The 20,520-nt window shown below is 63.1% G+C and carries 23 protein-coding genes and 1 tRNA gene; 9 read left to right on the forward strand and 15 right to left on the reverse strand.

All coding sequences use genetic code 11. The annotated features are described in order from the left end of the window. Positions 1-381: 381 nt before the first annotated feature. Both EOA49_RS11430 and EOA49_RS11435 read left to right on the forward strand, forming a co-directional pair. Positions 382-801 (forward strand): GFA family protein, encoded by a 420-nt coding sequence (locus EOA49_RS11430; RefSeq protein WP_067328168.1) that lies wholly within the window; start codon positions 382-384, stop codon positions 799-801. A gap of 77 nt (positions 802-878) precedes the next feature. Beyond that, on the forward strand, positions 879-1,238 hold the full coding sequence (locus EOA49_RS11435; protein WP_067328170.1) for a diacylglycerol kinase: 360 nt from the start codon (positions 879-881) through the stop codon (positions 1,236-1,238). Positions 1,239-1,261: 23 nt separating this feature from the next. Here EOA49_RS11435 and EOA49_RS11440 read toward each other — a convergent pair whose 3' ends face one another. After that, a complete protein-coding gene (locus EOA49_RS11440) occupies positions 1,262-1,870 on the reverse strand; it encodes a DedA family protein (RefSeq protein ID WP_067328172.1) in 609 nt (202 codons plus the stop codon). After that, the gene (locus tag EOA49_RS11445) at positions 1,870-2,430 is read right to left on the reverse strand and encodes a DUF1003 domain-containing protein (protein ID WP_066998934.1); all 561 of its coding nucleotides are present in this window, start codon (positions 2,428-2,430) and stop codon (positions 1,870-1,872) included. The genes EOA49_RS11440 and EOA49_RS11445 overlap by 1 nt, the downstream gene beginning before the upstream one ends. A 253-nt stretch (positions 2,431-2,683) precedes the next feature. On the opposite strand from EOA49_RS11445, the gene EOA49_RS11450 reads away from it, so the two are divergent. The 3 genes from EOA49_RS11450 (at position 2,684) to EOA49_RS11460 (ending at position 7,401) form a co-directional block, all read left to right on the forward strand. Next, positions 2,684-3,403 (forward strand): DNA-3-methyladenine glycosylase I, encoded by a 720-nt coding sequence (locus EOA49_RS11450; RefSeq protein WP_127240953.1) that lies wholly within the window; start codon positions 2,684-2,686, stop codon positions 3,401-3,403. Positions 3,404-3,507: 104 nt separating this feature from the next. After that, a complete protein-coding gene (locus EOA49_RS11455) occupies positions 3,508-5,187 on the forward strand; it encodes an NAD+ synthase (RefSeq protein WP_067328178.1) in 1,680 nt (559 codons plus the stop codon). Positions 5,188-5,595: 408 nt separating this feature from the next. Then, positions 5,596-7,401, forward strand: coding sequence for an ABC transporter ATP-binding protein (locus tag EOA49_RS11460; protein ID WP_127240952.1), 1,806 nt, complete (start codon positions 5,596-5,598; stop codon positions 7,399-7,401). A gap of 50 nt (positions 7,402-7,451) precedes the next feature. Here EOA49_RS11460 and EOA49_RS11465 read toward each other — a convergent pair whose 3' ends face one another. The 5 genes from EOA49_RS11465 to EOA49_RS11485 form a co-directional block, all read right to left on the reverse strand. Further along, positions 7,452-7,763, reverse strand: a complete 312-nt coding sequence (locus EOA49_RS11465; protein ID WP_095802220.1) for a PilZ domain-containing protein — start codon at positions 7,761-7,763, stop codon at positions 7,452-7,454. A 115-nt stretch (positions 7,764-7,878) separates the two neighbouring features. Then, a complete protein-coding gene (locus tag EOA49_RS11470; protein ID WP_127240951.1) occupies positions 7,879-8,367 on the reverse strand; it encodes an NUDIX hydrolase in 489 nt (162 codons plus the stop codon). Positions 8,368-8,587: 220 nt separating this feature from the next. Continuing rightward, the gene (gene gpt, locus EOA49_RS11475; protein ID WP_066998919.1) at positions 8,588-9,088 is read right to left on the reverse strand and encodes a xanthine phosphoribosyltransferase; all 501 of its coding nucleotides are present in this window, start codon (positions 9,086-9,088) and stop codon (positions 8,588-8,590) included. 211 nt (positions 9,089-9,299) lie between these two features. Further along, positions 9,300-10,133 carry a universal stress protein gene (locus EOA49_RS11480; protein ID WP_067328185.1) on the reverse strand — a complete coding sequence of 278 codons (834 nt, stop codon included), beginning with the start codon at positions 10,131-10,133 and terminating at the stop codon, positions 9,300-9,302. Between the two features lie 103 nt (positions 10,134-10,236). Further along, on the reverse strand, positions 10,237-10,977 hold the full coding sequence (locus EOA49_RS11485; protein WP_127243156.1) for a competence/damage-inducible protein A: 741 nt from the start codon (positions 10,975-10,977) through the stop codon (positions 10,237-10,239). Between the two features lie 127 nt (positions 10,978-11,104). Between EOA49_RS11485 and EOA49_RS11490 the strand changes: the two genes are divergently transcribed. Next, on the forward strand, positions 11,105-12,073 hold the full coding sequence (locus tag EOA49_RS11490) for an alpha/beta fold hydrolase (RefSeq protein ID WP_127241119.1): 969 nt from the start codon (positions 11,105-11,107) through the stop codon (positions 12,071-12,073). A 128-nt stretch (positions 12,074-12,201) separates the two neighbouring features. Continuing rightward, on the forward strand, positions 12,202-12,543 hold the full coding sequence (locus tag EOA49_RS11495; protein WP_348626870.1) for a hypothetical protein: 342 nt from the start codon (positions 12,202-12,204) through the stop codon (positions 12,541-12,543). A gap of 70 nt (positions 12,544-12,613) precedes the next feature. On the opposite strand, the gene EOA49_RS11500 is transcribed toward EOA49_RS11495, so the two are convergent. The 3 genes from EOA49_RS11500 to EOA49_RS11510 all read right to left on the reverse strand — a co-directional run bounded on the left by EOA49_RS11500 (position 12,614) and on the right by EOA49_RS11510 (position 14,358). Beyond that, on the reverse strand, positions 12,614-12,853 hold the full coding sequence (locus EOA49_RS11500; protein WP_067328195.1) for a DUF2188 domain-containing protein: 240 nt from the start codon (positions 12,851-12,853) through the stop codon (positions 12,614-12,616). A gap of 32 nt (positions 12,854-12,885) precedes the next feature. Then, on the reverse strand, positions 12,886-13,164 hold the full coding sequence (locus EOA49_RS11505) for a DUF982 domain-containing protein (protein ID WP_066998903.1): 279 nt from the start codon (positions 13,162-13,164) through the stop codon (positions 12,886-12,888). Positions 13,165-13,254: 90 nt separating this feature from the next. After that, positions 13,255-14,358 carry an NADH:flavin oxidoreductase/NADH oxidase gene (locus EOA49_RS11510; RefSeq protein ID WP_127241120.1) on the reverse strand — a complete coding sequence of 368 codons (1,104 nt, stop codon included), beginning with the start codon at positions 14,356-14,358 and terminating at the stop codon, positions 13,255-13,257. A gap of 153 nt (positions 14,359-14,511) precedes the next feature. Between EOA49_RS11510 and EOA49_RS11515 the strand changes: the two genes are divergently transcribed. Beyond that, positions 14,512-15,090 (forward strand): NUDIX domain-containing protein, encoded by a 579-nt coding sequence (locus EOA49_RS11515; protein ID WP_127241121.1) that lies wholly within the window; start codon positions 14,512-14,514, stop codon positions 15,088-15,090. Between the two features lie 33 nt (positions 15,091-15,123). On the opposite strand, the gene EOA49_RS11520 is transcribed toward EOA49_RS11515, so the two are convergent. From EOA49_RS11520 to EOA49_RS11535, 4 genes are all read right to left on the reverse strand, one after another. Continuing rightward, positions 15,124-15,209: transfer RNA gene (locus tag EOA49_RS11520), tRNA-Leu, on the reverse strand. Between the two features lie 161 nt (positions 15,210-15,370). Continuing rightward, entirely contained in the window at positions 15,371-16,027 is a 657-nt protein-coding gene (locus EOA49_RS11525) for a class I SAM-dependent methyltransferase (protein WP_067328201.1), read from the reverse strand. 275 nt (positions 16,028-16,302) lie between these two features. Beyond that, positions 16,303-16,971, reverse strand: a complete 669-nt coding sequence (locus EOA49_RS11530; RefSeq protein WP_127215175.1) for an outer membrane protein — start codon at positions 16,969-16,971, stop codon at positions 16,303-16,305. Between the two features lie 90 nt (positions 16,972-17,061). Continuing rightward, positions 17,062-17,274, reverse strand: a complete 213-nt coding sequence (locus tag EOA49_RS11535; protein ID WP_067328203.1) for a hypothetical protein — start codon at positions 17,272-17,274, stop codon at positions 17,062-17,064. A 162-nt stretch (positions 17,275-17,436) separates the two neighbouring features. Between EOA49_RS11535 and ade the strand changes: the two genes are divergently transcribed. After that, complete coding sequence (ade, locus tag EOA49_RS11540; protein WP_127241122.1) at positions 17,437-19,248, forward strand: adenine deaminase; 1,812 nt, start codon at positions 17,437-17,439, stop codon at positions 19,246-19,248. A 60-nt stretch (positions 19,249-19,308) separates the two neighbouring features. On the opposite strand, the gene EOA49_RS11545 is transcribed toward ade, so the two are convergent. Further along, positions 19,309-20,472, reverse strand: coding sequence for an alpha/beta hydrolase (locus EOA49_RS11545; protein ID WP_127241123.1), 1,164 nt, complete (start codon positions 20,470-20,472; stop codon positions 19,309-19,311). Positions 20,473-20,520 lie beyond the last annotated feature (48 nt).

Here is a 20,520-nt window from a genome sequence, read left to right on the forward strand (position 1 = left end):
CCACAACGGTGCTGGCGATATCGCCATTTCTGTCGCTCGGGACGGCTGCCGGCTGCATAGTCTGTTCACTACTCCCTTCAGTGCGCGACCGGAGACCTGCCACCGCCGGGAGCCGCCAATGCGGGGATCGAATCAGAATTGCGATGCTAGGCCGCGTCCCCAACACGACCATCGCCTGCAGGAACCATAAATGCAGCTGCGCTAAAGTTTCCTTAATGGCGGGCGTTTCCAGACCGTTTTTGCTGCTTCAGGTTGCACTGCGGTGCAGGCGCAGCTTTTGAAACGCGCCGCTTCGGTGTCGCATTTGCCTGCGCCGGAAGAGCGCAAAACTGGAATCTTGTGTGGCGCGATCGAGGCGTATGGCGTTGAAGGAGGCCGGGGATGGGCGAAAATCACACGGGATCGTGCCTGTGCGGAGCGGTGCGCTTCACGACGAGAGGAGCGTTGCGCGGGGTGGTCTATTGCCACTGCTCGCAGTGCCGCAAGCAAACAGGCCATTTCGTTGCAGCGACTTCTTCGAGGGACGCCGACATCGACATCGAGGGGGCCGACGCGCTTGCTTGGTACGGCGCGTCCGACATAGCGAAACGCGGTTTTTGCCGCAGCTGCGGCTCGGTGCTGTTCTGGAAGCACAACGAGCTCGACACGATCTCCATCATGGCCGGCTCGTTCGACAAGCCGACCGGGCTTTCGGCCGAAAGCCACATCTTCGTCGGCGACAAGGGCGACTATTATGCAATCGACGACGGCCTGCCGCAGTTCGACAAGTCGACGCCGTCGATAAAGGTCGCGGACGAGTGACTTTTGGGCCGCCTGCCTTATTCCCTTGACCCGGCTGTTGCGATATCCCCTCACGGTGATTCGAAACGGGGCTGGGCATGCAGCGGCTGATCGACGCTTTCATCAACTCGGTGCGGGCTTTCCGCAAGCTGGCTGCTCACGAAAAGGCGTTCCAGCAGGAGTTGATGCTGCTTGCGCTCGCTCTGCCGGCCGGCTGGTTCATCTCGGTATCCTGGCGCGGCTACGCCTTGCTGATCGGCGCGGTTCTGCTGATGATTCTGGTCGAGGTGCTCAACACAGGCATCGAGGCTGCGTGCGACGCGATCTCCCGCGAGTTCCACATCGACATCCAGCTCGCCAAGGACTGCGGCTCGCTGGCGGTGCTGATTTCGATCGTGATCGCGGGGGGCGTCTGGGGCATTGCCATCATCGAGCGCATCATCGGCGCGCCGATCTGACCGGGAGGCATCGGTCCGACAGCTTAGGATTCGGCCTGATCCTCTTTTGCGTCCTTTGCGCGCTCCCTTCCGGCAAAATGGCGGGCAACCAGTCCGGCCAGGACGGCCACAGCGATGCCGACGGCGAGGGCTACGAGCACGCGCTCATGGCGGGCAAATGCCTGGCCGACCATGCGCTCCGCCCCCAGCCCGAAGACATAGCCGACCGTGCCGAAGAGGGCTGCCCAGACTGCCGACGAGATGGCGTTCAGGATGACGAAGCGCGGCACCGACACGGTCGACAGCCCGGCGGCGATGCCGCCGACAAGCCGCATTCCGTAGATGTAGCGGTTCGTCAGCACGAAGATGTTGGGATGGGTGTTGAGCAGCCGGTAGGCGCGGCGGAAACCCGGCCGCCTGCGCAGCCTGACGACATAGGGATGATCGGCAAAGCTGCGGCCGAGGGTGAAGAAAGCCGTGTCGCCGGCGAAGGCGCCGAGAAACGCGGCCAGGAAAGCCTGCCAGAGCACGAATATGTGCTGATGGGCGAAGAAGCCGCCGAGGATGGCAGCGCTTTCGCCCTCGGCGACGCAGCCAAGGAAGACCGCGATCAGCCCGTATTGCTCGATGAGACGATGGATGGCCTCGGTCATCAGCCCGCCGACCGCGCCGACAGCTTCTCGTCGATCCGCCTGATCTGCTCAGCCATGCGCAGGATCTCGTCGCGCATGCCGATGAGCTCACTGTGGCGCAGTTCGTCGAGCTTCTCATGCAGCGCCATGATCTCGATCTCGGCCTTCAGGTTGACCTCATAGTCATGGGCGGCGTCGATGCGGTCACGCTCGGTCTGGCGGTTCTGCGACATCATGATCACCGGTGCTTGCAAGGCGGCGACCATCGAGAGCACGAGGTTGAGGAAGATGAAGGGATAGGGATCGAAGGCGTTCCGCGACAAGAGCCAGACATTGCCAAAGGTCCACAGCACCAGAAAGGCGATGAAGCCCAGAATGAAGGACCATGAGCCGCCGATACGGGCGATCGTGTCGGCAACGCGATCGCCATAGCTCTGATGAAAGGCGACTGCCTTGTTGGTGTCCCTGGTGATGGTGGTGCGTTCCAGCGTCGACTTCAGCACGCGGCTCTCGAGAGGAGAGAGACCGTCCGGCTTTCGCTTCAGCCAGCGGTTCGACAGATCCTCGACCGTCTTGTTCATCGTCCTCTCCGTCGTCAGGCCCGGGTTCCAAGAATCCGGATGGAAACCGCTGCGCACTTTTTCCTGAGATTGCTTACTTAGCTCACTCAATTCCGGACGGAAAACCGCTTCGCACTTTTCCTGGAATTCTCACTTATCTCACGCAATTCCGGACGGAAAACCGCTTCGCACTTTTCCTGGAATTGCGTATAGAGGTAGAGGCTACCGAGCCTGACGGGAAGTGATAGATTGGTCGGCACAGGCGAGGGCGGAAATGGCCGATTTCCAGCGAATTCGTGCCCGGGCGGCAAAACGCAAGGGCGGTGAAGAGGCGCTGGCGTCGCTGCTCGGACCTATGCCCGACAACGCTGCCGTGGCGAAAGTTCATGATGACCGCATCCTCTCCACGATGGCCGAGCGCATCTTTGCCGCCGGTTTCGTCTGGCGTGTGATCGAGCAGAAATGGCCTGGTTTCGAGGAGGCGTTCCTTGGCTTCGAGCCGAAGCGGCTCCTGTTCCAGCCGGACGACTTCTGGCACGAGCTGGCGTCCGACAAGCGCATCGTGCGCAACCCGCAAAAGATCAAATCCGTGCGCGACAACGCGGCTTTCGTCGACCGCGTCTCGAAGGAACATGGCGGCTTCGGCAAGTTCCTGGCCGACTGGCCGGCCGACGACCAGGTCGGGCTGACCGCCTATCTCGGCAAGCATGGCAGCCGGCTCGGCGGCAACACCGGCCAGTATTTTCTGCGCTGGCTGGCGTGGGACACCTTCATTGTTTCCGCCGACATGGCGGCGGCGCTGCGCGACGCCGGTCTCGACATCGCCGAAAGCCCGACTTCGAAGCGGGATCTCGACAAGATCCAGGCGCAGATCAACCGATGGTCCGCCGCGACCGGGCTGCCGCGCCGGCACATCTCGCGCATTCTGGCGATGTCGATCGGCGAGAACCATTCGCCGGAGACGCTGCGCGAATACATGGGCGAGCAGGCCTGATCGCCTCCGGCTGAGGCGGGACATGACCGGCATTCGCCGGCCAGTCCTGGGTGGCACAAGCAATCGCCATTGCCCGGCGATTGCCGCCACGCTAAATCCAATTCATGACCCAGACCGCTCCCGACCTACTGCGCATTGCCGTCGCCCAGCTCAACCCGACCGTCGGCGATGTCGCCGGCAATCTCGCCAAGGCGCGCGAGGCAAGGGCGGATGCGGCCCGCCAGGGCGCCGATCTGGTGCTCTACAGCGAGCTCTTCCTCGCCGGCTATCCGCCGGAAGACCTGGTGCTGAAGCCGGCCTTCCTGAAGGCTTGCGAAAAGGCGGCGCAGGATTTCGCCGCCGACACCGCCGATGGCGGTCCTGGCGTCATCATCGGCACACCGCTGAAGCGCCGGACCGGCACGCATAACTCCATCGTCTTCGCCGATCGCGGCAAGATCATCGCCGAGCGCTACAAGCTCGACCTGCCGAACTATGGCGAGTTCGACGAGAAGCGCGTTTTCCAGGCCGGGCCGGAGCTGCAAGGGCCGGTGAATTTCCGCGGGGTGCGCATCGGTGTCCCGATCTGCGAGGACATCTGGGGCGACATCGCCGTCTGCGAGACGCTGGCCGAGAGCGGCGCCGAGATCCTGCTTGTGCCGAACGGCTCGCCCTACTACCGCGCCAAGATCGACGTCCGCCACCAGGTGGTGATCCGTCAGGTCATCGAATGCGGATTGCCGATGATCTACGCCAATCAGCTTGGTGGCCAAGACGAACTCATCTTCGACGGCGCCTCCTTCGCCATCGGCGCGGACAAGACGCTTGCCTTCCAGATGAGCCAGTTCGAGGAAGCGGTCGACGTCACCACCTGGAAGCGAAGGGATGGCATCTGGGTCTGTTCCGAAGGCCCAATGTCGAAGATTCCGGAGCGGGAGGAGGCCGACTACCGGGCCTGCATGCTGGGCCTGCGCGACTACGTGAACAAGAACGGCTTCAAGAACGTGGTGCTCGGCCTCTCCGGCGGCATCGACTCCGCGATCTGCGCTGCACTGGCGGTCGACGCGCTTGGCGAGGAGCGGCTGCGCACCGTCATGATGCCCTATCGCTATACCTCGAAGGACTCGCTGAAGGACGCCGAGGATTGCGCCCGCGCGCTCGGCTGCCGTTACGACATCGTGCCGATCTCCGAGCCGGTCGAAGGTTTCCGGCATGCGCTGACCCAGCTCTTCGAGGGCACTCAGGAAGGTATCACCGAGGAAAACCTGCAGAGCCGTGCGCGTGGCACGATCCTGATGGCGATCTCGAACAAGTTCGGTTCGATGGTCGTCACCACCGGCAACAAGAGTGAGATGTCGGTCGGCTACGCCACTCTCTATGGCGACATGAATGGCGGCTTCAACCCGATCAAGGACCTCTACAAGATGCAGGTCTATGCGCTGGCGCGCTGGCGCAACGCGCATGTGCCGCCGGGGGCGCTCGGCCCATCGGGCGAGGTCATTCCGAAGAACATCATCGATAAGGCGCCGTCGGCGGAGCTGCGCGAAAACCAGACCGACCAGGATTCGCTGCCGCCTTACCCGGTGCTGGACGACATTCTCGAATGCCTGGTCGAGCACGAGATGGGCGTTGACGACATCGTCGCGCGCGGCCACGACCGGGCGACGGTGACGCGCGTCGAGCATCTGCTCTACATTGCTGAGTACAAGCGCCGGCAGGCGGCCCCAGGCGTGAAGATCACGAAGAAGAATTTCGGCCGCGACCGCCGCTACCCGATCACCAATCGGTTCCGGGATCGCAGCTAGTCCGCTGAAACGCAAAGCTGTTCGCCTGAACCGGCGCTGTTGGCAGCGCAACCCACCATTGTTGCAAAATCGTCTCAGTGGCCGGACAAGACGCCCTCCTGGCGCCGCCCTGCCTTGGCGAGATGGTGAGCCGCCTCTATAAGAGCGCTTCCGCGATTCCCTTTCGGGAGGACTGTATGGCAGGATTTGACATCGTTATGCGAGGCCGCGAAGCCTAGATCTGCACCGGCCGTCCGAACTCCGTTCGGAAGGCCATCCGCAGGCAGGCATCTGGCTCTGCCGGTCGCCACCGAGGGCGCGCGACCAGCCATACTGAACCTCCCCGTTCTAAGGGCGCCATAGGGCGCCGGCGCGGGTTTTCCAATTTGATTTTAGCGGGACCGGGCCTCTCTGCGCCCGGATGACATCATGGCTCGTTTCAGAATAGATCTGCGCGCCAGCGCCTTTCGCAGCGTGCTCGGCTTCACGCTTGGCCACTGGCGCCGCCAGCCGTGGCGCCTGTCGCTCATCATGGGCGCATTCCTGCTCTCGACGCTGGCCGACGTGCTGACGCCGCTCTATTCCGGCCGGCTGGTCGACGCGGTCGCCAGCAGCGCCGGCGCCGACGAGGTTGCGTGGCACGCCGCAATGACGGCGTTCTCCATCCTGATGGCGCTGGCGTTGGCGGCTGTGGTGCTGCGCAACGCCGCCTTCATGGGGATTGTCGAACTGACGTTGAAGATGATGTCGGACATCGCCGCCGACGCGTTCCACCGCGTCCAGCGCTTCTCGACGGACTGGCACGCCAACAGCTTCGCCGGCTCGACGGTGCGCAAGATAACGCGTGGCATGTGGGCGCTCGACCTGCTGAACGACACGATCCTGATCGCGCTGCTGCCGTCGTTGGTCATGCTGGTCGGCTCGACGCTGCTGCTCGGCTGGTTCTGGCCGATGATGGGGTTGGTGGTCGCGATCGGCTCGGTGCTGTTCATCGCCGTCACCGCCATGCTGTCGCTTGGCTACGTCGCGCCGGCGGCACGCCTCGCCAACAGCTGGGATACACGCCTCGGCGGCGCGCTGGCCGACGCGGTGAGCTGCAATGCCGTGGTCAAGGGTTTTGGCGCCGAGGCGCGCGAGGAAGCGCGGCTTGCCCGCGTGGTCGCCAAATGGCGTCTGCGCACGGGCCGTACCTGGGTGCGCGGCACGTTCAACGGCACCGCGCAAGGCACGATGCTGCTCCTGATGAGGGCGGCCGTGATCGGCCTTGCGCTCATGCTTTGGGCCTGGGGCGAGGCGAGTGCCGGCGACATCGCTTTTGTTTTGACGTCGTTCTTTGTCCTGCAGGGCTATCTGCGCGATATCGGCACGCATATCCGCAACCTGCAGCGCTCGATCAACGACATGGAGGAATTGGTCGACTTCCAGTCCGAACCGCTCGGCATCGAGGACCGGCCCGGTGCCGCTCCGATCCGGATCACCGACGGCAGCATTGCGTTCGACAAGGTGACGTTCCATTACGGCAATCACCGGCTGCCGCTCTATCGCGACTTCTCGGTCGAGATCGCCGCGGGTGAACGCGTCGGGCTGGTCGGGCATTCGGGATCGGGCAAGACAACTTTCGTCAAGCTGATCCAGCGCCTCTATGACGTGAACGGGGGCCGGATCCTGATCGACGGCCAGGACATCTCGAAGGTTGCGCAATCATCGTTGCGCAGCCAGATCGCCATCGTGCAGCAGGAGCCGATCCTGTTTCACCGGTCGCTGGCCGAGAACATCGCCTATGCCAGGCCGGGCGCAACGCAGGCCGAGATCGAGCATGCCGCGAAGCTCGCCAGCGCGCACGACTTCATTGCCGATCTGCCCAAGGGTTACGGAACCCTGGTCGGCGAGCGCGGTGTGAAACTGTCGGGCGGCGAGCGCCAGCGCGTGGCGATCGCGCGCGCCTTCCTGGCCGATGCGCGCATCCTGATCCAGGACGAGGCGACATCGAGCCTGGATTCCGAATCGGAGGTGCTCATCCAGAAGGCGATGGAGCGGCTGATGGTCGGGCGCACGACATTGGTCATCGCACACCGGCTTTCGACCGTGCGGGCACTCGACCGGCTGCTGGTTTTCGACCGCGGCCGCATCATCGAGGAAGGCTCGCATGACGAGCTTATCCGGCTGAACGGCGGTATCTACCGGCGGCTGTTCGAGCGCCAGGCGCTCGAACTCACCAAAGGCCTGGTCGCCTGAGGAAAGGCATCCGGCTTCGGCCGGGTGCCTTCCCGCCTTGCGACCGACCGTCAGCCGTAGTGCAACTTGGGCTTGGCCTCGGTACCGGTGAACTTGACGCCCACGCGGTCGTTGCGGCGCCAGCGGACTTCCGCGCGATACGCCACGCCATCGAGCGGGACGTAGAGCAGGAAACGATCGGGAACGCGTGATTCCGGTGCGACTTTCAGCTCGGCGCCACCGGCATTCTGATTGCGCAACGTGCAACTGACCTCGGAATTCTGGATACCGGTGATGATCGTCCCGCCCTTGAGCACGCGCTGGCGGTGCTCGCGCCGGTGTTCGCCGGAGTCTTCTTCAAGTGGTTGCGCGGAGTTCGTCATCGATCGACGCCATTAGCCGAATCGGCACTGCATTAACCACACAAAGCACCGATGTTCGCGCACCGCAACGCGCGGCATGCTCGTCGGGTCAGATATGCGTTATGTGAGCGATGACTCAGGCGAATTTTCGCGGATCGGCGCAGAAATAGGCAATGATCTGGCAAAGATCGGGCTCGTTGACCATGCGGGCGGCCTCGGCGGAGCCGACCCATTTGCGGGTGCGGGCGCGCTTTTCCTTCCAGCGGTCCGCGACCCGGTCGACCTTGAGCGGGAACACCAGGACCTCGCAAGGCACTTCCTCGCCGGATGCCAGGACCTTGCCGTAGAAATAGCGGCCGGCTTCGAGATGCGAGACCGTGCCGTGCAAACCCGCTTCCTCGCCCGCTTCGCGGGCGGCAGCTACGCAAAGCGGCTCCCTGGCTTCCGGCCAGCCTTTCGGCAGCACCCAGCGCCCGGTATCGCGGCTGGTGATCAGCATGATCTCGACGCCGTTTTCGTTCTCACGCCAAGGCAGGGCTGCAACCTGCAGGCGGCAAGGCACTGAGCCGAAGAGTCGTCGGACTCTTTCGGCCATCTGGTTGTGCGTCGTTGGCCTCGTCAACATCGTAGAAGCTGCCCCGAGCCTCTAGAATCATTTGCCATCAAACGAATCTTACGACGTATTGTGGACGATAAAAGTAAAAAACTTCACTCGGGTTGTTTAACCCGGACAGGGCAGGCCATTGCGAAATCATCGCCCCCGAGAGCCTTCTCCCCGAGAGCCTTTTCTATGCGGCAAACAGTGATTTGGGCGGGCGCTGGACGGAAGCAGCAGCTTCCAACGATCAGCCGGCGTGATCGTCGGCAATCGGCTTCTGATAGGTGAAGCCCATGTCCCACGGGAAGTAGATCCAGGTGTCCTGGCTGACCTCGGTGACGAATGTATCGACCAGAGGCCTTCCCTTCGGCTTGGCATAGACGGTGGCGAAATGCGCCTTCGGCATCATGGCGCGCACGATGCCGGCCGTCTTGCCGGTATCGGTGAGGTCGTCGATGATGAGCACACCGGCGCCGTCATCAGCAAGAAGCGAAGGCGAGATCTCCTTCAGCACCTGCAACTGACCCTGGCTCGTGTAGTCGTGATAGGAGGCGACGCAGACCGTTTCGATGACGCGGATGCCAAGCTCGCGCGAAATGATCGCCGCGGGCACCAGGCCTCCTCGGGTGATGCAGACGATCGCCTTCCACTGGCCTTTGTTGGTGCCGGAAAGCCGCCAGGCGAGCGCGCGGGCATCGCGGTGGAACTGGTCCCAGGAGACCGGAAAGGCTTTTTCGGGAAGGGACATGGTTCGTGCACTCCGCAAGCGCGCGCCGCAGCGCGCAGATACGATGGAATGCAGCCGGAATTAGCCGGAAAGCGCCAGCCTTGGCAAGGTGGCCGCCAGGGATGGCTGTGTACTTATACCGCGTCGCGCTGTTCAGGCGACGCGGTGCAAGTTCCCTGTTTGATACATGTCCTTGTCCCCCGAACCCGATTCCCACTTCGCGGAGACAGGCTTATCTCGACAGGAAGGCTGCCACGTTTGCCGTGCGCAGCACGGTGCGGGTGACGCCGCCGAACAGGAGCTGTCGCAGCCAGGAGTGGCTGTAGGCGCCGAGCACCAGCAGATCGGCGCCGGATTCGGCGATCCTCTCCTGGATGATGTCGTCGACCGAGCTTGCCCCCGATTTCTGCACGGAAACGCTCACATTGGCGCCGTGGCGTGACAAGGCAGCCGCGATCTCGGCGCCCGCCGCCTCGGGAGCCTCGTCGAGCGTTTCCGGCGGATCGATGACGAGAATGTCGGTCTTGTCCGCCTCGCTGATGAAGGGCAAGGCATCGAATGCTGCACGAGCCGCTTCCTTACTGCCGTTCCAGGCCAGCAGTACACGCCTGAAGGTGGTGACGAGCGGCCCGGCATGCGGAACGACAAGCACCGGCCGGCCTGCATCGTAGACCAGCGTATCGACATCGGCGCCCGGATCGCCCCCGGTGTCGCGCTGCGCGGCGATAATCAGGTCAGCCGCCCGCACGCTCGAAATGCCGGTCAGCGCGCTGTCGCCGGAGAAGCTTTCGAGGCTCCGCCACTCGAAGGACAGGTCGGAATCCTCGACGCGCCTGAGAAAGACCGCCTGCAGCTTCTCGGCGCGCTCCTTGTTCATCTCGGCCGAGACCTGCAGGAATTCGGTGTCGGGGAAACCTGTTGCCGACGTATAGGGGACGGGAAGCGCTTCGGCGTGGATGCCGACGAGGTGGCTTTCGAATCGCTCGGCAAGCGGGATGGCGCAATCGAGCACGCGCTCGGCGTCCTGTTCGTTCTGCAGAATGGCGACGATCGTCTTGAAGCGCATGGCAGATCCCTCAAATTTATCGGTGCAAGATCGCCACCGGCATCAATGGCCGCAACGAAAGTGCCGTGCCAGAAACGTCGGCGCGCGCCTTCTGGTTCCGGAGTCAGCTCGCGACCGACAGGCCCGCCACCATGGCCGCAACATCCTTGCGCGCGGCCTCTAGCGCCGCTTCGTCGCGGGCGCGCACGACGAGCTCGGTCCAGAATTTGCCCTCGCCATATTTCGGGTAGGAGCCGATAATGGTGTCGGGATGCGCTTTTTGGATGTCGGCCAGCGGTCCGCCGATCAGGCCTTCGCCGAAGGGGCAGTGCACGGTGGCCGACAGCATCTTGATGCCGGTCTTCAGCGTCGGCACGACATTGTCGAGCATCGCCTGGAAGATCGACGGCACACCGGCCATCACGTGAACGTTGCCGATACGGAAGCCTGGCGCGATCGACACCGGATTATCGATGCGGTCGGCGCCGCGCGGCATGCGCGCCATGCGCTTGCGCGCCTCGGTGAATTCGATACCGCGCTCGGCATAGCTTGCCTCCAACATGGCGTAAGCCCTGGCATCGTATTCGCAAGGCACGCCGAAGGCTTTGGCTATCGAATCGGCGGTGATGTCGTCATGCGTGGGGCCGATGCCGCCGGTGGTGAAGACATAAGTATAGCGGGCGCGCAGCGCGTTGGCGGCGGCGACAATCTCGTCCTCCTCGTCGGGAACGATGCGCACTTCCTTCAGGTCGATGCCGATCGCGGTCATGATATCGGCGAGATGGCCGATATTCTTGTCCTTGGTCCTGCCGGAGAGGATCTCGTCGCCGATGACGAGCATGGCGGCTGTGACGATTTCGGGCATGGCTCACTCCGGCTGCAGGTGGCCTGAAATAACGCGGCGGACAGCCGGCCGCAATGCGCACGCGAGGCGGGGCTCTTGTGGCAGACACGGTTGCGAGTAAGGTGCGTCGGTAGGGCTCGGGTGCAAGATGCTGATATCGATTTTGCCGTGGCTGCTCGGTGGCCTGCTCGTTGCGGCCGCCGCGGTCGTGCTCGGCTTCATGCTCGCAACATGGTGGATTGCGACCAAGGCCGAGAGGCTGGTACCGGCGTGCGGCAAGTTCATCGAGATCGGCGGCAGCCGCATCCACTATGTCGAAGCAGGCGAGGGCAGGCCGATCGTGTTCCTGCACGGGCTCGGCGCGCAACTCCACCATTTCCGGCACACGCTGTTCGGCCGCTTCGGCGCCGGCTACCGGCTGATCGCTCTCGACCGGCCGGGCTCGGGATACTCGGTGCGGGCGGGCGGGGCGAGCGGCCGTCTGCCCGAACAGGCGGAAGTGGTGCGGCGCTTCATCGAGGAGCTTGGGCTCGAACGGCCTTTGATCGTCGGTCATTCGCTGGGCGGCGCCATCGCGCTTGCACTTGCGATCGAGCATCCGACGGCGATTTCCGGCATCGCGCTCATCGCGCCGCTGACGCATCTGGAGGCGAGGGTGCGCCAGAAATTCGACCTGCTCTATGTTCCCTCGCGCCTGAAGCGCTGGATCTTGGCCCATACTTTAGCGATACCGTACAGCCTCAAATATGCGGAGCCGACGATGAAGTTCATCTTTGCGCCGCAAGCCGTGCCGGGGGACTACATGATCGCCGGAGGTGGTTGGCTCGGGTTGCGGCCCGCCCATTTCCAGGCGACCTCCACCGATATCGTGGCGGTGGAAGAGGATCTCGGCCGCCTCGAACAGCGCTATGGCGAGATCCTGATGCCGGCCGGCATTCTGTTCGGCGCGGATGACCGGGTGATCGGCATCGCGGCTCATGGCGAACCGATGCCGGGCAGGATCAGAGAGCTCGATTTCGAACGCGTCCAAGGGCTCGGGCACATGCCGCAATTCGTGGAACCGGAACGCGTCGTAGCCTTTATCGAGCGCATCGCCGCGCGCGCATTCCCAGCGTGAGGATCCCGTTCGAGTCAAAGGCCGAGAGGGATCGCGTCCGTTCACGAACCGTCACACAAAAGTGTCGGACATTCCGCCTCACCTACACTTGCAACGGGAACTTCGGCTCCAACCCTCGGTTTTAATCCGTGTCGGCTGGCGAATCTCCGGCCAGCAAGAATGCGGCAATTCACCAGATGGAGACCAATATGCTTACGAAGATTTTTGCAGCCTCGGCGCTTGTCCTGGGCATGGGCACCTCGGCTATGGCACAATCGTCGGACGCTTGGTGGTGGTGGCATCGTGATCGCCCGGTCCATAGCGAGCAAGCGCCGGTTGATCCCTACACCACGGGCAGCATTTATTCGGATCGCGACGCCAGCGCGCTAAACAGCTTCGGCAACGGTGCGGTCGGCCCATGCGCCTCGGATACGGCCGGCCCCGATGCGAATGCCGGCCCGAACGTCAACGACCAGTATTGCGGCAAGTAGTCCGTTCGCCAGCGAGCGACCGACGTGAAGCTTTTACAGCGTCGGTCGCAGCAAGGTCGAGCGACGGAAATTAATCTGAGACTTCGGTCTGCGGCCGGTCGCGGCCATCGGCCAGTTCGTCATGCCAGACACCCTCGGAATCCTCATACTGGATGCCATCCGTGGTGCCGGCGACCTGCTGCTCGGCCGAAGCAATTTCAGCCGCGCGCAGCGCGTCCTGGCGGGTGGGAAATGTTTCTGAAAAAGTCGAGCCGACCATGTAGGCCCAGCCGCCGTCATGCTCGACGATCTTGTAGGTCAGTTTCGCCATGGAATCCTCCGGTCGAGAAGCCCTTTGCCTGCTCAATGCAGCTTTCCGTCGGACAGCCTTTCTTCGGGAACCAGCACTTCAGATTCCTCGGCTGCCTCGATCAGCGCGCGGCGCGCGTCCGCCGTCGAACGATACCCCTCCAGCGCTTTCAGGCAAGTATCGAGAGCATCACGATGCCGCTGGCCGCGATTGAGCGGCCACACGGTCATCAGGCACTCGGCCGCTTCGCGGGTGCTGCTTATTTGGCGATATTTGCCGACATGGCCGAGTTCGACCACCACCGGCTTCTCAAATGGCTTGCTGTCTGTCATGGCCGCCAACGTAAAACGGCCAATTTGGTTGCAATGGTGGCGGAAGGCTGCGCCCAAAGGTCTCAGCCAATCGTCACCTGTGCAAGCCGTTCAGCCCGCGGCCTTCATCCAGTGCTGCATCGTCGTGACCGAGCGTGCCAGCTGCGGCGCCGGACGGATTTCCTCGCCGAACGTCGCCGCCGCGCGCCAGCCCCAGCGCGGATCGGCAAGGAAGGCGCGCGCCAGAGCCACCATGTCGGCGCGGCCGTCGGCCACGATCGCCTCGGCCTGCTGCGGATCGTCGATCAGGCCGACGGCGCGCGTCGGAATGCCGGCGCCCTTGCGCACAGCCTCGGCCAGATGCACCTGGTAGCCGGGGCCGCTGGGCAGCTTCTGCAACGGCGAATTGCCGCCGCTGGAACAGCACAGATAGGCGACGCCTTCCGCCTTCAGCGCCTTGGCCACTTCGATCGCCTCCTCGATCTCGAAGCCGCCGTCGACCCATTCCTTCACCGAAAGGCGGGCCCCCAGCATCAGGCCCGGCGCTGCCTTCTTCACCGCTCTGGCGATCTCCACGGCGAAGCGCATGCGGTTTTCCAGCGGGCCACCCCAGCGGTCGGTGCGCTGGTTGGAAAGCGGCGACAGGAACTGGAAGATCAGATAGCCGTGAGCGGCGTGCAGCTCGATGAAGTCGAAGCCGGCGCGCTCGGCCCGCTTGGCCGCATCGGCGAAATGTTGGATGACTTGCCGGATCTCTTCCTCGCCCAATGCGTGCGGTATATTCCACCCTGTGTCATAGGCGATGGCCGAAGCCGAAACGGTCTGCCAGGGATCCTCGCCCGCTTGCAGGGGGCCGCCGCCTTCCCAAGGCCTTCTGTTGGATGCCTTGCGGCCGGCATGGGCGAGCTGGACGCCGAATTTGGTGCCGGGCGCAGCGACGCGCCTGGCCGCATCGAGCGTGCGCTTGGCCGCCGCCTCGTTGCCGTCGGAGTAGAGGCCAAGGCAGCCATGCGAGATGCGGCCGCGCCGCTCGACGTCGGTCATCTCGACGGTCACCATGCCGGCGCCGGACATGGCCAGGTTCATCCAGTGGTGCAGATGCCAGTCGCTGGCGGAACCGTCCTCGGCCGAATACTGGCACATCGGCGCTACAGCAATACGGTTTGGAAAGGTCAGGCCGCCGAGGGTGATCGGCTGGAAAAGCGATGATGTCATGGAAACGGCTCCTGGGAGAGATATCGCTATCTAGGCAGCCGCGGCACTTCGCGCCAGACAACAGCCAGTGAAAGTCTCGCTGGACCAGTCGGTTTCCAGGATTGCGCCCGCGCCTGTTCGCCGATAACGCTTGCCGACAGCACGGAGCCAATCATGGAAGATCGCGTCCGCATCCAGTCTGAAGAAGTCCTGTCCGACGATTGGGCGGTGCTCAAGAAGACGGTGCTCGACTATCGCCGCCGTGATGGGCGCTGGGAGACGCAGATCCGCCAAACCTACGATCGCGGCGACGGCGCGGTGATCCTGCCTTTCGATCCGCAGCGCTCGACGGTGCTGCTGGTGCGGCAGTTCCGCTATCCGGCCTATGTCACCGGTCATCGCGAGCCGCTGATCGAGGCCTGTGCCGGTCTGCTCGACGAAAACGATCCGGAAACCTGCATCCGCAAGGAAGCGGAAGAGGAGCTCGGCTATCATTTGAAGAACGTTGAGCGGCTGTTCGCGCCCTATATGAGCCCCGGCAGCGTGACGGAACGGCTCTGGTTCTTTACCGCGCGCTATTCGCCGGCCGACCGTATTTCCGACGGCGGCGGAGCTCCGGAAGAGGGCGAAGACATCGAGGTGCTGGAAATGCCGCTGGACGAGGCACTGGCCGGCATCACCGACGGCCGTATCGTCGACGCCAAGACCATCATTTTGATCCAGCACCTGAAGCTCAATCCGATCAAGGTTTGAGTGGCCTGCCACCCGAAGCTCGAGGAGCGAAGGTGGTGCGGACGACGGGAATCGAACCCGTACGATCAGAGATCGAGGGATTTTAAGTCCCTTGCGTCTACCAATTCCGCCACGTCCGCGCGCCGCGATTTCAAGCACTTGGGCCGACACGAGTCCAGCCTTGTGGGCGGGATGGCACCGTATTGCCACCGAATATTGCTCTTCCGCATCGGTTCTCATCGCAACTGGACCGGCTATGGCTCGCCTTCCGGGCCGCAGAAGACCAGCGCAGGGCGCGCTGTTAACCCTTCTCCACGACGGTGAGAGCGTCAGTCTCGCTGTTCCCGTTCCACGGGAACGTCTGCTGTTCGATGACGGTCAGCCCTGCACGCGCGCTGACATGCTCGACAAATCCCTTTGGCATGAAATTCCGCCAATCGGGATTTTCCTTGAAGGATGCGGTTGGATTATCCGAGTAGTTCGAATGATGAAGGAGAGCTCGTCCCCCCGGTTTCAAGACGGAGGCGACTTCCATGATGTAGGACGCCACGGTCAGCGGTTCGAAATGAACCATCGAGTCGTAGCTGAAAACGGAGGAAAAGCGCCCCTTTTCAAACGGTAGACTCTTGCCGTCCGGTGAAAGCGTCACGGTCACATGAGAAGCGCTTGAAAACCGTTTCCTAGCCAATGCAGTGGCATCGACCGAAGTATCGATCAACGTCAGTCGCCTGCAACGGCCGACGATCTGCGCCGAATGACGTCCGGCACCGCTGGCTATTTCGAGCACATCATCCAAGTTCAAATATCGCTCAAAAGCTTTGCGAAAGCGGCTCGCCGGTGCCCAAAACCAAGCCACCAACTCAGGGTTTTCGTATTTCTCAAAGTACTCATAATCGGAGGCGCCAAAACTACGCCACGTATCGACGATTGCTTCGTGCGCAGCGTCAGGCTCAGTCATAAGCCTTCCCCCCTCTTTCTTCTTGGCCGCACATTTTAGAGGGATTGGCCGTCAAAGGCAAAGGAGGCGCACGCAAGCTGGCTTGCCAAGGGGAGCAGCTATCCGCTTCATGGCTTCCGCAGTTCTCACCCCGGCACCGCCGCCGTACTCGGGAATGAAGTCGGCGCCGGCCGCTTCGAGAGCTGCTTATAGGGCGGACATCAAATAACCCGGTGGGTCGACTCTGTTTTGATCCCGCGGTCGCCGGCCACCTTCGTTCCGTGCTGCTCCGCAAATCAGAATTTGTAGCTGAAGCTTACGCCCAGGGTATGGAGCTTCAGGTCCTGATCACGATCGGAGAAGTCGTCCGGGACGTCGAAATGCTCCTTGCCGAAATCGTAGTAACGGTATTGGGCGCCGACGACGATGTTGCTGCTCAGCGCATAGTCGACCCCGGCGCCGATCGTCCAGCCGGTGCCGGTGCGTGTCTTGGCGAAGCCGCTGCCGCCGACGTCTTGCGAGGTCTCGATACCGGCGAAGGCGACGCCCCCGACGCCATAGATCAGCCAGCGATCGACCGCCAAGCCGGCTTCGGCATTGATCGATCCCAGCCATTTGACCTCGGTGCCGACGGCATTGCCAGGGTCGAGCAAGGCCGAAGCGTCGATCGAGGCATAGTTGAGCTCAGCGCGCGCGCCGATCACCGCCTGATTGAACTGCCAGAGGCCGGCGACATGGCCGCCGACGAAGCCGCCGTCGACATCGGGAGAAGCGGCGAACGGCTCGCCTTCCGTGCCGGAGATGTCAGATGAGCCCCAGCCATAGCCGGCCTGCAGGCCGGCATAATAGCCTGTCCAATCGAAGCCCGGCGCAGTCATGGGCAGGTCGGCGATCGCGTCCGCGGCCAAGGCCGGCCCGGACAGCAGGGCGAAAAAGCCGGCACTGGCAAGTGTCAGGCGACCCATCGAGCGCTCCGAAATGGCGGTTTCGAAAACTTCTCGGTGCAACCTAGCGTTATTCGCCCGAAAACGGAATTGTATTCCTGCAACAGTGGTTTACTTCGGCGGGTTGCGCACGCGATCCTCCAGGTCGCGCTGGTTCTCCTCGGGAGTGGCCAGCCGCGTGAAAGCATATTCGGCTAGTAACGAACCGGCGATGAAGATGGCGATCGGCGCGGCCCATGCCCAGAATGAATGCAAGGTGAAGAAGGCCAGGCCGGCGCTACATGCCGACAGCATGAAAATTGCGAACCGGATCGTTTTTGCCATCTCTTCTGCAACCCAAATAGCCGGAGATCCAGTCTAGGCGAGATTTCGCCCTGCTGCCGGAGAGATCTGTCGGGAACCGGTCCTGCCTTAAAAACAAAGCAGTTTTGCCAACTGGTCAAAACCGCGCCAGCTTGGCACAGTCGGGCAAACAGGAGTTTCTTCATGGGGAGCCGCACCAATCCGACGAAACCCAAGCCCTGGACCGAAGTGGCGACGCAACTGGTCGACGTCGCGATGGGGCGCCGGGCTGCCGATCTCGTGATCCGCAACGGGCGCTGGGTGAATGTCCATTCGGGCGAGATCATTCCGGGCACCGACATCGCCATCGCGGCCGGACGTTTCGCCTATTGCGGGCCGAATGCCGGCCACACGATCGGGCAGGGGACCAAGGTGGTCGATGCGGGCGGCCGCTATCTGGTGCCCGGCCTCTGCGATGCGCACATGCACGTCGAAAGCGGCATGGTCACGGTGACGGAATTCTGCCGCGCGGTGATCCCGCACGGCACCACCTCGATGTTCATCGATCCGCACGAGATCGCCAATGTTCTGGGCCTGCCGGGCGTTCGGCTGATGCATGACGAGGCGGTCGCGATGCCGATCAACGTCCATGTGCAAATGCCGTCCTGCGTGCCTTCGGCGCCCGGCCTGGAGCATGCCGGCGCGGAGCTTACGGTCGCAGACGTCGCCGAGGCGATGACCTGGGAGAATATCATCGGCCTTGGCGAAGTGATGAATTTCCCGGGAGTCGCCGCCAACGATCCGGTGATGTCGGGCGAGATCGCCGAGACGGTGAAGGCCGGGAAAACCGTCGGCGGCCACTATGCCTCGCGCGATCTCGGGTTGCCATTCCACGGCTATGCTGCCGGCGGCGCCGAGGATGACCATGAGGGCACGCGCGCCGAGGATGCGATCGCCCGCGTGCGCCAGGGCATGAAGGCGATGCTGAGGCTGGGGTCCGCCTGGTACGACGTCGCTGCGCAGATCAAGGCGGTCACCGAAGGCGGCATCGACCCGCGCAACTTCATCCTGTGCACCGACGACAGCCATTCCGGCACGCTGGTGCATGAGGGTCATATTGATCGGGTGGTGCGGCACGCCATCAGCCAGGGCCTGAAGCCGGTGACGGCGATCCAGATGGCGACGCTCAACACCGCCCAGCATTTCAGGCTGGAACGCGAGGTCGGTTCGATCGCGCCGGGGCGGCTGGCGGATCTTTTGATCGTCTCCGATCTTGCCCAGATGACGATAGACGAGGTCTATGGCCGCGGCGTCAGGCTGGCGAAAGCCGGCAAGCTCGAGATCGACATTCCGGCCTATGATTATCCCGGGACGGCGAAAAACACGGTCAAGCTCGGCAAAAGGCTCAAGGCGTCTGACTTTGACATCGCCGCGCCACAGGGTGCCAACGAGGTGCGGGCGCGGGTGATCGGCGTGATCGAGAACCAGGCGCCGACCAGAGCGCTCGAGGCCGACCTGCCCGTCGAGGACGGGCTGGTCGCCATGGATCGCCGCAACGACATTTGCCAGATCGCCCTGGTCGAACGCCACAGGGGCACGGGCGGCGTCACCAACGCCTTCGTGTCGGGCTTCGGCTATGTGGAAGACTGCGCGATGGCCTCGAGCGTGGCGCATGATGCGCACCACATCATCGCCGTCGGAACCAACAAGGAGGACATGGCTTTAGCCGTCAACCGGCTGAGCGAGGTCGGCGGCGGCGTCGTGCTTTACTCCAAGGGCAAGGAACTGGCGCTGGTGGAAATGCCGATCGCTGGGCTGATGTCGGACGAGCGCGCCGAGATCGTCGCGGCCAAAGCCGAGCAGTTGACGGAAGCGATGCGCAAGGTCGGCTGTTCGCTCAACAACGCCTACATGCAGCATTCGCTGCTGGCGCTGGTCGTCATCCCGGAACTCAGGATTTCCGATGTCGGCCTTGTCGACGTGACGTCGTTCCAGAAGGTCAATCTGTTCATCTAGCATGTGCCGATGTTCGGGTGAGGTCAGCCTGACCGAACCTCGACACGCCCTAACCGGTGCTCAGCCGCCGGTGGCGATCGTCAGCACCCTGAACGGCGTGGTGATGACCACCTCGGCGACCGAGCCGACCGCCTTGCCGAGACCCTGGCCGATATTGTTGAGCTGCGTCGGATCTGGCTCGTCGGAGGCAAGACCGGCAGGCGTGCGCAGTCGATTGCCGAGCAACTGCACCAGGATCGGATTGTCGGCGAATTTAGCATGGTTCAACCGGTCTCCGCCCTTGGTTCGGGTCAGATCGACCACCGTCACGCCGTAGTTGGCGAGATCTGCCGCGTTGTCGTAATCGCCGACGCGCGGCTTTTCGCCGGAAATGAAGCTGGACAGCTTGAGCGCCCGGTCGTCGCCCGAGAGAAGGATGGCGAAAGGCTTGTCGGGCTTGCCGTAGCGGATCATCTGCTTCTTGAAGACATCGACGTCGATGTCAGGCGAGGCGAGGATGACGTAGCCGAGCTTGCCGTTGAGATCGCGGTCGCCGGTGATGGCGAGCTGGCGCAAAGCTTCCATCGTCAGCCAGGTCCCCATCGAATGGGCAATGATGTCAATGCTTTTGGCGCGGGACTTGGCAAGCATCCTCAGTGTCGCTTCCAGGTCGTCGCGCGCGGCGGTGGAGCTGTCCTTGTCATAAATGTAGCCGGTCGTCTTGCCGCTCGACGCCCACGAGAACAGCACCGGTGTGCCCGGATAATTCGTGTCGTGCGCGATCTGCGTCAGGCGGTAAACGCCATCGTCGAAGCCGTTGTTGAAGCCGTGCACGAAGACCAGGGCGCGGTCGCCGCGTATGGCAATATCGGTGCCGACCGCCTTGGCGAATTGCGAAGCGTTCCCATAGTGGACGACATCGGTTGCGGTGAACTGCCTGGCCGGAATGCTGTCGGCCGAACCCTTGGCGCGCTCGATCGCGCCAACCTGGTGGGTCTTTGGAACCGTGACATCGACGCGCGCGTAGCTGGTGGTCAGCGAACGGTCGCCGTCGAAAACCTGCCGCGGGTCCTTGGTCGCCTGCTGCCGGGTCGTGGCGACGAAGATCTCGTGCTTGGCCGCAATTTCGGATGCAGGCGCGGTAACGGCCTTCCGATTGAGCAGGTCATGCGCGTTCTGCCCGGCGCAGCCCGTCAGGGCGAGCGTGAAGGCAAGGCCAAGGACGATCTTCCAACGCACGATCACCCGGGATCCCCCAAGGGCGGCAAACCTCTCGGGCTCCTTCGATAAAGC

Origin of the sequence: Mesorhizobium sp. M1A.F.Ca.IN.020.04.1.1, from assembly GCF_003997315.1 — a bacterium.
In the GTDB taxonomy this organism is placed as follows: domain Bacteria; phylum Pseudomonadota; class Alphaproteobacteria; order Rhizobiales; family Rhizobiaceae; genus Mesorhizobium.

Coding starts and splice junctions, on each gene's coding strand:
- EOA49_RS11435 (WP_067328170.1), top strand. CDS start 879: ATGCAGCGGCTGATCGACGCTTTCATCAACTCGGTGCGGGCTTTCCGC.
- EOA49_RS11490 (WP_127241119.1), top strand. CDS start 11,105: ATGCTGATATCGATTTTGCCGTGGCTGCTCGGTGGCCTGCTCGTTGCG.
- EOA49_RS11455 (WP_067328178.1), top strand. CDS start 3,508: ATGACCCAGACCGCTCCCGACCTACTGCGCATTGCCGTCGCCCAGCTC.
- EOA49_RS11530 (WP_127215175.1), bottom strand. CDS start 16,971: ATGGGTCGCCTGACACTTGCCAGTGCCGGCTTTTTCGCCCTGCTGTCC.
- EOA49_RS11440 (WP_067328172.1), bottom strand. CDS start 1,870: ATGACCGAGGCCATCCATCGTCTCATCGAGCAATACGGGCTGATCGCG.
- EOA49_RS11460 (WP_127240952.1), top strand. CDS start 5,596: ATGGCTCGTTTCAGAATAGATCTGCGCGCCAGCGCCTTTCGCAGCGTG.
- EOA49_RS11515 (WP_127241121.1), top strand. CDS start 14,512: ATGGAAGATCGCGTCCGCATCCAGTCTGAAGAAGTCCTGTCCGACGAT.
- EOA49_RS11465 (WP_095802220.1), bottom strand. CDS start 7,763: ATGACGAACTCCGCGCAACCACTTGAAGAAGACTCCGGCGAACACCGG.
- EOA49_RS11430 (WP_067328168.1), top strand. CDS start 382: ATGGGCGAAAATCACACGGGATCGTGCCTGTGCGGAGCGGTGCGCTTC.
- gpt (WP_066998919.1), bottom strand. CDS start 9,088: ATGTCCCTTCCCGAAAAAGCCTTTCCGGTCTCCTGGGACCAGTTCCAC.
- EOA49_RS11500 (WP_067328195.1), bottom strand. CDS start 12,853: ATGGCGAAACTGACCTACAAGATCGTCGAGCATGACGGCGGCTGGGCC.
- EOA49_RS11445 (WP_066998934.1), bottom strand. CDS start 2,430: ATGAACAAGACGGTCGAGGATCTGTCGAACCGCTGGCTGAAGCGAAAG.
- EOA49_RS11525 (WP_067328201.1), bottom strand. CDS start 16,027: ATGACTGAGCCTGACGCTGCGCACGAAGCAATCGTCGATACGTGGCGT.
- EOA49_RS11485 (WP_127243156.1), bottom strand. CDS start 10,977: ATGCCCGAAATCGTCACAGCCGCCATGCTCGTCATCGGCGACGAGATC.
- EOA49_RS11480 (WP_067328185.1), bottom strand. CDS start 10,133: ATGCGCTTCAAGACGATCGTCGCCATTCTGCAGAACGAACAGGACGCC.
- EOA49_RS11510 (WP_127241120.1), bottom strand. CDS start 14,358: ATGACATCATCGCTTTTCCAGCCGATCACCCTCGGCGGCCTGACCTTT.
- EOA49_RS11505 (WP_066998903.1), bottom strand. CDS start 13,164: ATGACAGACAGCAAGCCATTTGAGAAGCCGGTGGTGGTCGAACTCGGC.
- ade (WP_127241122.1), top strand. CDS start 17,437: ATGGGGAGCCGCACCAATCCGACGAAACCCAAGCCCTGGACCGAAGTG.
- EOA49_RS11535 (WP_067328203.1), bottom strand. CDS start 17,274: ATGGCAAAAACGATCCGGTTCGCAATTTTCATGCTGTCGGCATGTAGC.
- EOA49_RS11470 (WP_127240951.1), bottom strand. CDS start 8,367: ATGTTGACGAGGCCAACGACGCACAACCAGATGGCCGAAAGAGTCCGA.
- EOA49_RS11450 (WP_127240953.1), top strand. CDS start 2,684: ATGGCCGATTTCCAGCGAATTCGTGCCCGGGCGGCAAAACGCAAGGGC.